The 13,338-nt window shown below is 51.6% G+C and carries 22 protein-coding genes; 21 read left to right on the forward strand and 1 reads right to left on the reverse strand.

The window, feature by feature from the left end; all coding sequences use genetic code 11:
• Positions 1 to 160 precede the first annotated feature (160 nt).
• The 10 genes from JY391_RS02145 (at position 161) to bfr (ending at position 7,380) form a co-directional block, all read left to right on the forward strand.
• Complete coding sequence (locus tag JY391_RS02145) at positions 161 to 883, forward strand: helix-turn-helix transcriptional regulator (RefSeq protein WP_042286247.1); 723 nt, start codon at positions 161 to 163, stop codon at positions 881 to 883.
• A complete protein-coding gene (tusD, locus tag JY391_RS02150; RefSeq protein WP_042286241.1) occupies positions 883 to 1,269 on the forward strand; it encodes a sulfurtransferase complex subunit TusD in 387 nt (128 codons plus the stop codon). The genes JY391_RS02145 and tusD overlap by 1 nt, the downstream gene beginning before the upstream one ends.
• Positions 1,269 to 1,628: a sulfurtransferase complex subunit TusC gene (gene tusC, locus JY391_RS02155; protein ID WP_042286238.1), complete on the forward strand. Its 360-nt coding sequence runs from the start codon at positions 1,269 to 1,271 to the stop codon at positions 1,626 to 1,628. The genes tusD and tusC overlap by 1 nt, the downstream gene beginning before the upstream one ends.
• Before the next feature lie 7 nt (positions 1,629 to 1,635).
• A complete protein-coding gene (gene tusB, locus JY391_RS02160) occupies positions 1,636 to 1,923 on the forward strand; it encodes a sulfurtransferase complex subunit TusB (RefSeq protein WP_211935169.1) in 288 nt (95 codons plus the stop codon).
• A 125-nt stretch (positions 1,924 to 2,048) separates the two neighbouring features.
• Positions 2,049 to 2,423: a 30S ribosomal protein S12 gene (gene rpsL / locus JY391_RS02165; RefSeq protein ID WP_000246815.1), complete on the forward strand. Its 375-nt coding sequence runs from the start codon at positions 2,049 to 2,051 to the stop codon at positions 2,421 to 2,423.
• 96 nt (positions 2,424 to 2,519) lie between these two features.
• A complete protein-coding gene (gene rpsG / locus JY391_RS02170; protein ID WP_002920113.1) occupies positions 2,520 to 2,990 on the forward strand; it encodes a 30S ribosomal protein S7 in 471 nt (156 codons plus the stop codon).
• A 96-nt stretch (positions 2,991 to 3,086) separates the two neighbouring features.
• Positions 3,087 to 5,201, forward strand: a complete 2,115-nt coding sequence (gene fusA / locus JY391_RS02175) for an elongation factor G (RefSeq protein WP_042286235.1) — start codon at positions 3,087 to 3,089, stop codon at positions 5,199 to 5,201.
• Between the two features lie 70 nt (positions 5,202 to 5,271).
• Positions 5,272 to 6,456 carry an elongation factor Tu gene (gene tuf, locus JY391_RS02180; RefSeq protein WP_181822206.1) on the forward strand — a complete coding sequence of 395 codons (1,185 nt, stop codon included), beginning with the start codon at positions 5,272 to 5,274 and terminating at the stop codon, positions 6,454 to 6,456.
• A gap of 180 nt (positions 6,457 to 6,636) precedes the next feature.
• Entirely contained in the window at positions 6,637 to 6,831 is a 195-nt protein-coding gene (gene bfd, locus JY391_RS02185; protein ID WP_042293128.1) for a bacterioferritin-associated ferredoxin, read from the forward strand.
• A gap of 72 nt (positions 6,832 to 6,903) precedes the next feature.
• On the forward strand, positions 6,904 to 7,380 hold the full coding sequence (gene bfr / locus JY391_RS02190; protein WP_042293126.1) for a bacterioferritin: 477 nt from the start codon (positions 6,904 to 6,906) through the stop codon (positions 7,378 to 7,380).
• Here the strand turns inward: bfr and JY391_RS02195 are convergent.
• Positions 7,370 to 7,846 (reverse strand): prepilin peptidase, encoded by a 477-nt coding sequence (locus JY391_RS02195; protein ID WP_211935170.1) that lies wholly within the window; start codon positions 7,844 to 7,846, stop codon positions 7,370 to 7,372. The two genes, bfr and JY391_RS02195, sit on opposite strands and share 11 nt — an antisense overlap.
• Before the next feature lie 378 nt (positions 7,847 to 8,224).
• Here JY391_RS02195 and rpsJ point away from each other — a divergent pair, with 378 nt between their 5' ends.
• The 11 genes from rpsJ to rpsQ are packed head-to-tail and all read left to right on the forward strand — an operon-like array spanning position 8,225 to position 13,181.
• Complete coding sequence (gene rpsJ / locus JY391_RS02200) at positions 8,225 to 8,536, forward strand: 30S ribosomal protein S10 (RefSeq protein WP_001181005.1); 312 nt, start codon at positions 8,225 to 8,227, stop codon at positions 8,534 to 8,536.
• A gap of 32 nt (positions 8,537 to 8,568) precedes the next feature.
• Positions 8,569 to 9,198 (forward strand): 50S ribosomal protein L3, encoded by a 630-nt coding sequence (gene rplC, locus JY391_RS02205; protein ID WP_042293120.1) that lies wholly within the window; start codon positions 8,569 to 8,571, stop codon positions 9,196 to 9,198.
• A 10-nt stretch (positions 9,199 to 9,208) separates the two neighbouring features.
• Positions 9,209 to 9,814, forward strand: coding sequence for a 50S ribosomal protein L4 (gene rplD, locus JY391_RS02210; RefSeq protein ID WP_000424395.1), 606 nt, complete (start codon positions 9,209 to 9,211; stop codon positions 9,812 to 9,814).
• Positions 9,811 to 10,113, forward strand: coding sequence for a 50S ribosomal protein L23 (gene rplW / locus JY391_RS02215; RefSeq protein WP_000617546.1), 303 nt, complete (start codon positions 9,811 to 9,813; stop codon positions 10,111 to 10,113). Before rplD ends, rplW begins: the two co-directional genes overlap by 4 nt.
• A 17-nt stretch (positions 10,114 to 10,130) precedes the next feature.
• A complete protein-coding gene (rplB, locus tag JY391_RS02220) occupies positions 10,131 to 10,952 on the forward strand; it encodes a 50S ribosomal protein L2 (protein WP_000301864.1) in 822 nt (273 codons plus the stop codon).
• A 16-nt stretch (positions 10,953 to 10,968) separates the two neighbouring features.
• Positions 10,969 to 11,247 carry a 30S ribosomal protein S19 gene (gene rpsS / locus JY391_RS02225; protein WP_001138117.1) on the forward strand — a complete coding sequence of 93 codons (279 nt, stop codon included), beginning with the start codon at positions 10,969 to 10,971 and terminating at the stop codon, positions 11,245 to 11,247.
• Between the two features lie 14 nt (positions 11,248 to 11,261).
• Positions 11,262 to 11,594 carry a 50S ribosomal protein L22 gene (gene rplV, locus JY391_RS02230; protein ID WP_000447529.1) on the forward strand — a complete coding sequence of 111 codons (333 nt, stop codon included), beginning with the start codon at positions 11,262 to 11,264 and terminating at the stop codon, positions 11,592 to 11,594.
• 17 nt (positions 11,595 to 11,611) lie between these two features.
• Positions 11,612 to 12,313, forward strand: a complete 702-nt coding sequence (gene rpsC / locus JY391_RS02235) for a 30S ribosomal protein S3 (protein ID WP_000529945.1) — start codon at positions 11,612 to 11,614, stop codon at positions 12,311 to 12,313.
• Positions 12,314 to 12,325: 12 nt separating this feature from the next.
• Complete coding sequence (gene rplP, locus JY391_RS02240; protein ID WP_000941208.1) at positions 12,326 to 12,736, forward strand: 50S ribosomal protein L16; 411 nt, start codon at positions 12,326 to 12,328, stop codon at positions 12,734 to 12,736.
• On the forward strand, positions 12,736 to 12,927 hold the full coding sequence (rpmC, locus tag JY391_RS02245) for a 50S ribosomal protein L29 (RefSeq protein WP_000644742.1): 192 nt from the start codon (positions 12,736 to 12,738) through the stop codon (positions 12,925 to 12,927). The genes rplP and rpmC overlap by 1 nt, the downstream gene beginning before the upstream one ends.
• On the forward strand, positions 12,927 to 13,181 hold the full coding sequence (gene rpsQ, locus JY391_RS02250) for a 30S ribosomal protein S17 (RefSeq protein WP_002438707.1): 255 nt from the start codon (positions 12,927 to 12,929) through the stop codon (positions 13,179 to 13,181). The genes rpmC and rpsQ overlap by 1 nt, the downstream gene beginning before the upstream one ends.
• The last annotated feature ends 157 nt before the right edge of the window (positions 13,182 to 13,338 follow it).

The following is a 13,338-nucleotide window of genomic DNA, read 5'->3' on the forward strand; positions in this document are numbered from 1 at the left end:
AGAACCGCCGCCGAACAGAGCGGCGGTTTTTTTATTGCAGGCCGGATATAATTAGTTGTGGAAAGTGGAACCTCCACTGTATTAATTTAACCATCCACATAATTAATGAGCCTGCCCTGAAAACATAACGACAGGCTCCTGAAAAGGAGTGTTTTTTTTCATGTCCAGGTCGCTTTTAACCAACGAAACCAGTGAGCTTGATTTACTGGATCAACGTCCTTTCGATCAAACCGACTTTGATATTCTGAAATCCTACGAAGCGGTGGTGGACGGGTTAGCGATGCTCATTGGTTCCCACTGTGAAATCGTTTTGCACTCTTTGCAGGATTTGAAATGCTCCGCCATTCGCATCGCCAACGGCGAGCACACGGGGCGTAAAATCGGTTCGCCGATTACCGACCTTGCGTTACGTATGCTGCACGATATGACCGGTGCGGACAGCAGCGTGTCGAAGTGCTACTTTACCCGTGCGAAAAGCGGCGTCCTGATGAAGTCCGTGACCATTGCTATTCGCAATCGCGAGCATCGCGTGATTGGCCTGCTGTGCATCAACATGAACCTTGATGTACCGTTCTCGCAAATCATGAATACCTTTATTCCGCCTGAAACGCCGGAAGTCGGATCGTCCGTCAACTTCGCTTCTTCTGTTGAAGATCTGGTCACCCAGACGCTGGAATTTACCATCGAAGAGGTGAACGCCGATCGTAATGTGTCTAATAACGCCAAGAATCGCCAGATCGTTCTGAATCTATACGAGAAAGGCATTTTTGATATTAAAGATGCGATCAACCAGGTCGCCGATCGTCTCAATATCTCCAAGCACACCGTGTATCTCTATATTCGCCAGTTCAAAAGCGGCGACTTCCAGGGGCAAGACAAGTAATGCGTTTTGCCATCATGGTTACCGGTCCGGCATATGGTACCCAGCAGGCGAGCAGCGCGCTGCAGTTCGCTCAGGCGTTACTGGAAGAAGGCCACACGCTAAGCAGCGTCTTCTTTTATCGTGAAGGCGTATATAACGCCAACCAGTTGACCTCGCCGGCGAGCGATGAATTTGACCTGGTTCGCGCCTGGCGGCAACTGCACACGCAGCATGGCGTTGCCCTCAATATCTGCGTGGCCGCGGCGCTGCGTCGCGGCGTGGTTGATGAAAGCGAAGCGGGCCGCCTTGGGTTGCTCTCCGCTAATCTTCAGCCGGGATTTACGCTAAGCGGCCTCGGCGCGCTGGCGGAAGCCTCGTTAACGTGCGATCGCATGGTACAGTTCTGATGAAACGCGTGGCTTTTGTTTTTTCCACCGCGCCGCATGGCAGCGCATCGGGCCGCGAGGGGTTAGACGCGTTGCTGGCGACCTCTGCTTTAACGGATGATCCCGGCGTCTTCTTCGTGGGTGACGGCGTGTTCCAGATCCTTGCCGGGCAAAAACCTGATGTCGTGCTGGCGCGTGACTATATCGCCACCTTTAAGCTGCTGGGATTGTACGATATCGAACAATGCTGGCTGTGCGCCGCCTCGCTGCGCGAGCGTGGGCTTGGCGATGACGCAGCGTTTGTGGTGGAAGCCACCGCGCTCGAGCCCGAAGCGCTGCGTCGGGAGCTGAGCCATTACGATGTGATCCTGAGATTCTGAGGCTCGTATGCTGCATACCTTACACCGCTCCCCGTGGCAGTCCGATTTCACATCCCTGCAGCGTTTACTCGCGGAAGGCGACGCGCTGTTATTACTCCAGGATGGCGTTATTGCTGCACTAGAAGGCTCTCACTTCCTTGAAACGCTGCACAACGCCCCCATAACGGTATACGCACTGAAAGAAGACATTGACGCCCGCGGCCTGGGTGGTCAAATTTCAGACAGCGTCGTCAGGGTTAGCTATACTGATTTCGTCAGACTGACGATCCAGCACACCAGCCAGTTGGCCTGGTGATTGTGTGATCGTTGTATATTTCTTGACACCTTTTCGACACCGCCCTAAAATTCGGCGTCCTCATATTGTATGAGGTCGTTTTATTACGTGTTTACGAAGCAAAAGCTAAAACCAGGAGCTATTTAATGGCAACAGTTAACCAGCTGGTACGCAAACCACGTGCTCGCAAAGTTGCAAAAAGCAACGTGCCTGCGCTGGAAGCATGCCCGCAAAAACGTGGCGTATGTACTCGTGTATATACTACCACTCCTAAAAAACCGAACTCCGCACTGCGTAAAGTATGCCGTGTTCGTCTGACTAACGGTTTCGAAGTGACTTCCTACATCGGTGGTGAAGGTCACAACCTGCAGGAGCACTCCGTGATCCTGATCCGTGGCGGTCGTGTTAAAGACCTCCCGGGTGTTCGTTACCACACCGTTCGTGGTGCGCTTGACTGCTCCGGCGTTAAAGACCGTAAGCAAGCTCGCTCCAAATACGGCGTGAAGCGTCCTAAGGCTTAATGGTTCTCCGTTAAGTAAGGCCAAACGTTTTAACTTAAATGTCAAACTAAACTCGTAGAGTTTTGGACAATCCTGAATTAACAACGGAGTATTTCCATGCCACGTCGTCGCGTCATTGGTCAGCGTAAAATTCTGCCGGATCCGAAGTTCGGATCAGAACTGCTGGCTAAATTTGTCAATATCCTGATGGTAGATGGTAAAAAATCTACTGCCGAAACAATCGTATACAGCGCGCTGGAGACCCTGGCTCAGCGCTCTGGTAAATCTGAACTGGAAGCTTTCGAAGTCGCTCTCGAAAACGTGCGCCCGACTGTCGAAGTTAAGTCTCGCCGCGTTGGCGGTTCTACTTATCAGGTACCAGTTGAAGTCCGTCCGGTTCGTCGTAATGCTCTGGCAATGCGTTGGATCGTTGAAGCTGCTCGTAAACGCGGTGATAAATCCATGGCTCTGCGCCTGGCGAACGAACTCACTGATGCTGCAGACAACAAAGGTACTGCAGTTAAGAAACGTGAAGACGTTCACCGTATGGCCGAAGCCAACAAGGCGTTCGCACACTACCGTTGGTAATCCCTTCGGAATTTTAGTCACCAGGCGGGCGCTTCCAGTAAGCAGCCCGCTTTGGGCTACTTAAATTGAACGCCTAAAAGATAAACGAGGAATCAAATGGCTCGTACAACACCCATCGCACGCTACCGTAACATCGGTATCAGTGCGCACATCGACGCCGGTAAAACCACTACTACCGAACGTATTCTGTTCTACACCGGTGTAAACCATAAAATCGGTGAAGTTCATGACGGCGCAGCTACCATGGACTGGATGGAGCAGGAGCAGGAACGTGGTATTACCATCACTTCCGCAGCGACTACTGCATTCTGGTCTGGTATGGCTAAGCAGTATGAACCGCATCGCGTAAACATCATCGACACCCCGGGGCACGTTGACTTCACTATCGAAGTAGAACGTTCCATGCGTGTTCTTGATGGTGCGGTAATGGTTTACTGCGCAGTTGGTGGTGTTCAGCCGCAGTCTGAAACCGTATGGCGTCAGGCAAACAAATATAAAGTTCCGCGCATTGCGTTCGTTAACAAAATGGACCGTATGGGCGCGAACTTCCTGAAAGTTGTTGGCCAGATCAAAACCCGTCTGGGCGCGAACCCTGTTCCGCTGCAGCTGGCAATTGGCGCTGAAGAAGCGTTCACCGGTGTTGTTGACCTGGTGAAAATGAAAGCCATCAACTGGAACGAAGCTGATGCAGGCGTGACCTTCACCTATGAAGACATCCCGGCTGACATGCAGGAACTGGCTGAAGAATGGCACCAGAACCTGATCGAGTCCGCAGCGGAAGCGTCTGAAGAGCTGATGGAAAAATACCTGGGTGGTGAAGAACTGACTGAAGAAGAGATCAAAAAAGCTCTGCGTCAGCGCGTTCTGAACAACGAAATCATCCTGGTTACCTGTGGTTCTGCCTTTAAGAACAAAGGTGTTCAGGCAATGCTGGATGCGGTAATTGATTACCTGCCATCCCCGGTTGACGTACCTGCGATCAACGGTATCCTGGACGACGGTAAAGATACGCCTGCTGAACGTCACGCTAGCGATGACGAGCCTTTCTCTGCACTGGCATTCAAAATCGCTACCGACCCGTTCGTGGGTAACCTGACCTTCTTCCGCGTTTACTCCGGTGTGGTTAACTCTGGTGATACCGTACTGAACTCCGTGAAATCCGCACGTGAGCGTTTCGGTCGTATCGTTCAGATGCACGCTAACAAACGTGAAGAGATCAAAGAAGTTCGCGCGGGCGACATCGCTGCGGCGATCGGTCTGAAAGACGTGACCACCGGTGACACTCTGTGCGATCCGGATCACCCGATCATCCTGGAGCGTATGGAATTCCCTGAGCCGGTAATCTCCATCGCCGTAGAACCGAAAACCAAAGCTGACCAGGAAAAAATGGGTCTGGCTCTGGGCCGTCTGGCTAAAGAAGACCCGTCATTCCGCGTATGGACTGACGAAGAATCTAACCAGACCATTATCGCCGGTATGGGTGAGCTGCACCTCGACATCATCGTTGACCGTATGAAGCGTGAATTCAACGTTGAAGCGAACGTCGGTAAACCTCAGGTTGCTTACCGTGAAGCGATTCGCGCGAAAGTTACCGATATCGAAGGTAAACACGCGAAGCAGTCTGGTGGTCGCGGTCAGTACGGTCATGTTGTTATCGACATGTACCCGCTGGAGCCGGGTTCCAACCCGAAAGGCTACGAGTTCATCAACGACATCAAAGGTGGTGTAATCCCTGGCGAATACATCCCTGCCGTTGATAAAGGTATCCAGGAGCAGCTGAAAGCAGGCCCGCTGGCTGGTTATCCGGTTGTTGACATCGGTATCCGTCTGCACTTCGGTTCTTACCATGACGTTGACTCCTCGGAACTGGCGTTTAAACTGGCTGCGTCTATTGCCTTTAAAGAAGGCTTTAAGAAAGCGAAACCAGTTCTGCTTGAGCCGATCATGAAGGTTGAGGTAGAAACGCCGGAAGAGAACACCGGTGACGTCATTGGTGACTTGAGCCGTCGTCGCGGTATGCTGCGCGGTCAGGAATCTGAAGTTACTGGCGTTAAGATCCACGCTGAAGTTCCGCTGTCTGAAATGTTCGGATATGCAACTCAGCTGCGTTCTCTGACCAAAGGTCGCGCATCGTACACTATGGAATTCCTGAAGTATGATGATGCACCGAGCAACGTTGCTCAGGCCGTAATCGAAGCCCGTGGTAAATAATCCACAGGATTAAAACCTAAGTCCCGTGCTCTCTCCATAAGGGGAGAGCGCTATAGTAAGGAATATAGCCGTGTCTAAAGAAAAATTTGAACGTACAAAACCGCACGTTAACGTCGGCACCATCGGCCACGTTGACCACGGTAAAACTACCCTGACCGCTGCAATCACTACCGTACTGGCTAAAACCTACGGCGGTGCTGCTCGCGCATTCGACCAGATCGATAACGCGCCGGAAGAAAAAGCGCGTGGTATCACCATCAACACCTCTCACGTTGAATACGATACCCCGACCCGTCACTACGCACACGTAGACTGCCCGGGCCACGCCGACTATGTTAAAAACATGATCACCGGTGCTGCGCAGATGGACGGCGCGATCCTGGTTGTTGCCGCGACTGATGGCCCGATGCCGCAGACCCGTGAGCACATCCTGCTGGGTCGTCAGGTAGGCGTTCCGTACATCATCGTGTTCCTGAACAAATGCGACATGGTTGATGACGAAGAGCTGCTGGAACTGGTAGAGATGGAAGTTCGTGAACTGCTGTCTCAGTACGATTTCCCGGGCGACGACACGCCGATCGTTCGTGGTTCAGCTCTGAAAGCGCTGGAAGGCGACGCAGAGTGGGAAGCGAAAATCATCGAACTGGCAGGCTTCCTGGATTCTTACATTCCGGAACCAGAGCGTGCGATTGACAAGCCGTTCCTGCTGCCGATCGAAGACGTATTCTCCATCTCCGGTCGTGGTACCGTTGTTACCGGTCGTGTAGAGCGCGGTATCATCAAAGTGGGCGAAGAAGTTGAAATCGTTGGTATCAAAGAGACTGCGAAGTCTACCTGTACTGGCGTTGAGATGTTCCGCAAACTGCTGGACGAAGGCCGTGCGGGTGAGAACGTAGGTGTTCTGCTGCGTGGTATCAAACGTGAAGAAATCGAACGTGGTCAGGTACTGGCGAAGCCGGGCACCATCAAGCCGCACACCAAGTTCGAATCTGAAGTGTATATTCTGTCCAAAGACGAAGGCGGCCGTCATACTCCGTTCTTCAAAGGCTACCGTCCGCAGTTCTACTTCCGTACAACTGACGTGACTGGCACCATCGAACTGCCGGAAGGCGTAGAGATGGTAATGCCGGGCGACAACATCAAAATGGTTGTTACCCTGATCCACCCGATCGCGATGGACGACGGCCTGCGTTTCGCAATCCGTGAAGGCGGCCGTACTGTAGGTGCGGGCGTGGTTGCTAAAGTTCTGGGCTAATTATTCATTAATTAGTATTGAACTGAAAAGGGCGCTTCGGCGCCCTTTTTGCTGCCTGCTACGCAGCTGTCACAAATCTTCGCAAATTTGTCTTTCCTTCCGCCGCGTAAGCAGAGTTGTGCTATTGTAATCATAACTATTCTCATTTACACTTTGCGCAGAAATTGAACGGGAGCGATCATGTACGTTTGTTTGTGTAATGGTGTAAGTGATAAGAAAATTCGTCAGGCTGTACGTCAGTTTCATCCTCAATCGTTCCAACAGTTACGTAAGTTTATTCCTGTCGGAAATCAATGCGGTAAATGTATACGAGCGGCACGTGAAGTCATGCAGGACGAATTGACGCAAATGCCAGAGTTTAAAGAAATCGCCTGAGTCACACTCTTTTTTTTGACATCCCTGTAGCCCCATCTACGCTCAAGAGAGTGGAAGCGGAGGGACTATAAAATGAAAGGTGATGTTAAAATCATAAATTATCTCAATAAACTATTGGGAAATGAGCTTGTCGCGATTAACCAGTATTTTCTTCATGCCCGTATGTTCAAAAACTGGGGACTCACTCGCCTTAATGATGTCGAGTACCATGAATCCATAGATGAGATGAAACACGCCGATAAATACATCGAGCGTATTTTGTTTCTCGAAGGGATCCCAAACCTGCAGGATCTTGGCAAGCTGGGTATCGGTGAAGACGTCGAAGAGATGTTACAATCCGATCTTCGGCTCGAGCTTGAAGGGGCAAAAGACCTGCGTGAAGCCATCGCCTATGCCGATACCATACATGATTACGTCAGCCGGGACATGATGATCGAGATCCTGGCGGATGAAGAAGGGCATATTGACTGGCTGGAAACCGAGCTGGATCTCATCGCTAAGCTGGGTATCCAGAATTACCTGCAATCGCAGATTCAGGTCACAAGCTAATACCCCCAGTCATCAATTGATGACATCCAGTGATGAAACCCGCCGCCGCCAGAAATGGCCCAAAAGGCAGCGGGTTTTTTAACGCTCTCTTTCCGCAAATGAGCGTCTCTACTGCGACGCACAGGCTGGCAAGCAGCGATGCGCAAAGCACCAACAGCGGTAACGATGACCATCCATGCCACGCGCCCAGCGCGGCAAGAAACTTCACATCACCATAACCCAGCCCCTCTTGTCTGCGAATAAACCGATAAGTCCAGTACAAGCCAGCAAATCCCATATAGCCTGCGACGGCGCCCCATAACGCATCGGCGAGCCGTGCCGGAAAGAAGCATTGATGAAAAACCAACCCGATCCACAACAGAGGGCAGGTGACGCGGTCTGGCAGCAAACCGGTGCGTAAGTCATAAAGCGCCAGATACAGGGTCGATGAAACATAGCAAAGCAGAAAGGGCAGGGCGGTTATCATTGGGCAATCTCCCAGCTAAAAAGCGCCACTGTAATGAAGGACTGCCGGAGAACAAGCGGCATTATCAGGATATGCGCGCGGATTTCCGCCGTCATTGTCAGCCGAGTTTGCATTGCAATACAACGCTGAAGGCCGCTCGCATTCAGGGGAAAATGTTTAATATCTACGCGATGCTTGCGTCAGGCTGAGATTTGCGTATAATGCGCGGGCTTGTCTTAATCGACGGCAGGTTCGATTTGAACCTCGGGTAACCGATTTGGTTATCTCACAATGCTCCCAATCGGGGAGCTACGTAAGAACGGTTACACTCTCCCATCAATCGTAATGGGTCTGAGGAGTAATCATTTTCGTTTATAAAATAATTGGAGCTCTGGTCTCATGCAGAACCAAAGAATCCGTATCCGCCTGAAAGCGTTTGATCATCGTCTGATCGATCAATCAACCGCGGAAATCGTCGAGACTGCTAAGCGCACTGGTGCGCAAGTCCGTGGTCCGATCCCGCTGCCGACCCGCAAAGAGCGCTTCACCGTTCTGATCTCCCCGCACGTTAACAAAGACGCGCGTGACCAGTACGAAATCCGCACTCACAAGCGTCTGGTTGACATCGTTGAGCCAACCGAGAAAACCGTTGATGCTCTGATGCGTCTGGATCTGGCTGCCGGTGTAGACGTGCAGATCAGCCTGGGTTAATCAGGTCATCGAGCGATTGAGAGGTTGAAACAATGATTGGTTTAGTCGGTAAAAAAGTGGGCATGACTCGCATCTTCACTGAAGATGGCGTTTCAATCCCAGTAACCGTAATCGAAGTTGAAGCAAACCGTGTTACTCAGGTTAAAGACCTGGCTAACGATGGCTACCGCGCAATCCAGGTTACCACCGGTGCTAAAAAAGCTAACCGTGTAACCAAGCCGGAAGCGGGTCATTTTGCTAAAGCTGGCGTAGAAGCTGGCCGTGGTCTGTGGGAATTCCGTCTGGCTGAAGGCGAAGAGTTCACCGTAGGTCAGAGCATTAGCGTTGAGCTGTTTGCTGAAGTTAAAAAAGTTGACGTAACTGGCACCTCTAAAGGTAAAGGTTTCGCAGGTACCGTTAAGCGCTGGAACTTCCGTACCCAGGACGCGACTCACGGTAACTCCTTGTCTCACCGCGTTCCGGGTTCTATCGGTCAGAACCAGACTCCGGGCAAAGTGTTCAAAGGCAAGAAAATGGCAGGTCAGCTGGGTAACGAACGTGTCACTGTTCAGAGCCTGGACGTAGTACGTGTTGACGCTGAGCGCAACCTGCTGCTGGTTAAAGGTGCGGTCCCGGGTGCAACCGGCTGCGACCTGATCGTTAAACCAGCTGTGAAGGCGTAAGGGGATAGCAATGGAATTAGTATTGAAAGACGCGCAGAGCGCGCTGACTGTTTCCGAAACTACCTTCGGTCGTGATTTCAACGAAGCGCTGGTTCACCAGGTTGTTGTTGCTTATGCAGCTGGTGCTCGTCAGGGTACTCGTGCTCAGAAGACTCGTGCTGAAGTAACTGGTTCCGGTAAAAAACCGTGGCGCCAGAAAGGTACCGGCCGTGCGCGTTCAGGTTCTATCAAGAGCCCGATCTGGCGTTCTGGTGGCGTGACCTTCGCTGCGCGTCCGCAGGACCACAGTCAAAAAGTTAACAAGAAGATGTACCGCGGCGCGCTGAAAAGCATTCTGTCCGAACTGGTACGTCAGGATCGTCTGATCGTTGTCGAGAAGTTCTCTGTTGAAGCGCCTAAAACTAAGCTGCTGGCACAGAAACTGAAAGACATGGCTCTGGAAGATGTGCTGATCATCACCGGTGAGCTGGACGAAAACCTGTTCCTGGCCGCACGTAACCTGCACAAGGTTGACGTACGCGATGCGACGGGTATCGACCCGGTTAGCCTGATCGCCTTCGACAAAGTCGTAATGACTGCTGATGCTGTTAAGCAAGTTGAGGAGATGCTGGCATGATTCGTGAAGAACGTCTGCTGAAGGTGCTGCGCGCACCGCACGTTTCTGAAAAAGCGTCTACTGCGATGGAAAAAACTAACACCATCGTTCTCAAAGTTGCTAAAGACGCGACCAAAGCAGAAATCAAAGCTGCTGTGCAGAAACTGTTTGAAGTCGAAGTCGAAGTCGTTAACACCCTGGTCGTTAAAGGGAAAGTTAAACGTCACGGACAGCGTATCGGTCGTCGTAGCGACTGGAAAAAAGCTTACGTCACCCTGAAAGAAGGCCAGAACCTGGACTTCGTTGGCGGCGCTGAGTAAGTCGGAGGAGTAATACAATGGCAGTTGTTAAATGTAAACCGACATCTCCGGGTCGTCGCCACGTAGTTAAAGTGGTTAACCCTGAGCTGCACAAGGGCAAACCTTTTGCTCCGTTGCTGGAAAAAAACAGCAAATCCGGTGGTCGTAACAACAATGGCCGTATCACCACTCGTCACATCGGTGGTGGCCACAAGCAGGCTTATCGTATTGTTGACTTCAAACGCAACAAAGACGGTATCCCGGCAGTTGTTGAGCGTCTTGAGTACGATCCGAACCGTTCCGCGAACATCGCGCTGGTTCTGTACAAAGATGGCGAACGCCGTTACATCCTGGCCCCTAAAGGCCTGAAAGCTGGCGACCAGATCCAATCTGGCGTTGATGCTGCAATCAAACCAGGCAACACCCTGCCGATGCGCAATATCCCGGTTGGTTCTACCGTTCATAACGTAGAAATGAAACCAGGTAAAGGCGGTCAGCTGGCACGTTCCGCAGGGACTTACGTTCAGATCGTTGCGCGCGATGGTGCTTATGTCACCCTGCGTCTGCGTTCTGGTGAAATGCGTAAAGTCGAAGCAGACTGCCGTGCAACTCTGGGCGAAGTTGGCAATGCTGAGCATATGCTGCGCGTTCTGGGTAAAGCAGGTGCTGCACGCTGGCGTGGTGTTCGTCCGACCGTTCGCGGTACCGCGATGAACCCAGTAGACCACCCACATGGTGGTGGTGAAGGTCGTAACTTTGGTAAGCACCCGGTAACCCCGTGGGGCGTTCAGACCAAAGGTAAGAAGACCCGCAGCAACAAGCGTACTGATAAATTCATCGTACGTCGCCGTAGCAAATAATTTTAGAGGATAAGCCATGCCACGTTCTCTCAAGAAAGGTCCTTTTATTGACCTGCACTTGCTGAAGAAGGTAGAGAAAGCGGTGGAAAGCGGAGACAAGAAGCCCCTGCGCACTTGGTCCCGTCGTTCAACGATCTTTCCTAACATGATCGGTTTGACCATCGCTGTCCATAATGGTCGTCAGCACGTTCCGGTATTTGTAACCGATGAAATGGTCGGTCACAAACTGGGTGAATTCGCACCGACTCGTACTTATCGCGGCCACGCTGCTGATAAAAAAGCGAAGAAGAAATAAGGTAGGAGGAAGAGATGGAAACTATCGCTAAACATCGCCATGCTCGTTCTTCTGCTCAGAAGGTCCGCCTTGTTGCTGACCTGATTCGCGGTAAGAAAGTGTCGCAGGCTCTGGATATTCTGACCTACACCAACAAGAAAGCGGCTGTATTGGTCAAGAAGGTTCTGGAATCTGCCATTGCTAACGCTGAACACAACGATGGCGCTGACATTGACGATCTGAAAGTTACGAAAATTTTCGTAGACGAAGGCCCGAGCATGAAGCGCATTATGCCGCGTGCAAAAGGTCGTGCAGATCGCATCCTGAAGCGCACCAGCCACATCACTGTGGTTGTGTCCGATCGCTGAGACTCTGGAGACTAGCAATGGGTCAGAAAGTACATCCTAATGGTATTCGCCTGGGTATTGTAAAACCATGGAACTCTACCTGGTTTGCGAACACCAAAGAATTCGCTGACAACCTGGACAGCGATTTTAAAGTACGTCAGTACCTGACGAAGGAACTGGCTAAAGCGTCCGTATCTCGTATCGTTATCGAGCGTCCGGCTAAGAGCATCCGTGTGACTATTCACACTGCTCGCCCGGGTATCGTTATCGGTAAGAAAGGCGAAGACGTAGAAAAACTGCGTAAGGTCGTAGCGGATATCGCTGGCGTTCCTGCACAGATCAATATCGCCGAAGTTCGTAAACCTGAACTGGACGCAAAACTGGTTGCTGACAGCATCACTTCTCAGCTGGAACGTCGTGTTATGTTCCGCCGTGCGATGAAGCGTGCTGTACAGAACGCAATGCGTCTGGGCGCTAAAGGTATCAAAGTTGAAGTTAGCGGCCGTCTGGGCGGCGCGGAAATCGCACGTACCGAATGGTACCGTGAAGGTCGCGTACCGCTGCACACTCTGCGTGCTGACATCGACTACAACACCTCTGAAGCGCACACCACTTACGGTGTAATCGGCGTTAAGGTATGGATCTTCAAAGGCGAGATCCTGGGTGGTATGGCTGCTGTTGAACAACCGGAAAAACCGGCTGCGCAACCTAAAAAGCAGCAGCGTAAAGGCCGTAAATAAGGAGCGTCGCTGATGTTACAACCAAAGCGTACAAAATTCCGTAAGATGCACAAAGGCCGTAACCGCGGTCTGGCTGCAGGCGCGGATGTTAGCTTCGGCAGCTTCGGTCTGAAAGCTGTTGGCCGTGGTCGTCTGACTGCCCGTCAGATCGAAGCAGCACGTCGTGCTATGACCCGTGCAGTTAAGCGTCAAGGTAAGATCTGGATCCGTGTATTCCCGGACAAACCGATCACTGAAAAGCCGCTGGCAGTGCGTATGGGTAAAGGTAAAGGTAACGTGGAGTATTGGGTTGCCTTGATTCAGCCGGGTAAAGTCCTGTATGAAATGGACGGCGTACCGGAAGAGCTGGCCCGTGAAGCATTCAAGCTGGCAGCAGCGAAACTGCCGATTAAAACCACCTTTGTAACTAAGACGGTGATGTAATGAAAGCAAAAGAGCTGCGTGAGAAGAGCGTTGAAGAGCTGAACACCGAGCTGCTGAACCTGCTGCGTGAGCAGTTCAACCTGCGTATGCAGGCTGCAAGTGGCCAGCTGCAACAGTCTCACCTGTTGAAGCAAGTGCGTCGCGATGTCGCACGCGTTAAGACTTTACTGACTGAGAAGGCGGGTGCGTAATGACCGATAAAATCCGTACTCTGCAAGGTCGCGTTGTTAGCGACAAAATGGAGAAATCCATTGTTGTTGCTATCGAACGTTTTGTGAAACACCCGATCTACGGTAAATTCATCAAGCGTACGACCAAACTGCACGTACATGACGAGAACAACGAATGCGGTATCGGCGACAAGGTTGAAATCCGTGAATGCCGTCCGCTGTCCAAGACTAAGTCCTGGACACTGGTTCGCGTTGTAGAGAAAGCGGTTCTGTAATACAGTACGCATTCTCAACGAATAAACGGCTCAGCGATGGGCCGTTTATTTTTTCTACCCATATCGTTTGAGCGGTGTTATAATGCCGCGCCCCCGATATGGGGCTTTTTTAACGACCTGATTTCGGGTCTCAGTAGTAGTTGACATTAGCGGAGCA

It is taken from the genome of Citrobacter sedlakii, assembly GCF_018128425.1.
GTDB lineage: Bacteria > Pseudomonadota > Gammaproteobacteria > Enterobacterales > Enterobacteriaceae > Citrobacter_A > Citrobacter_A sedlakii.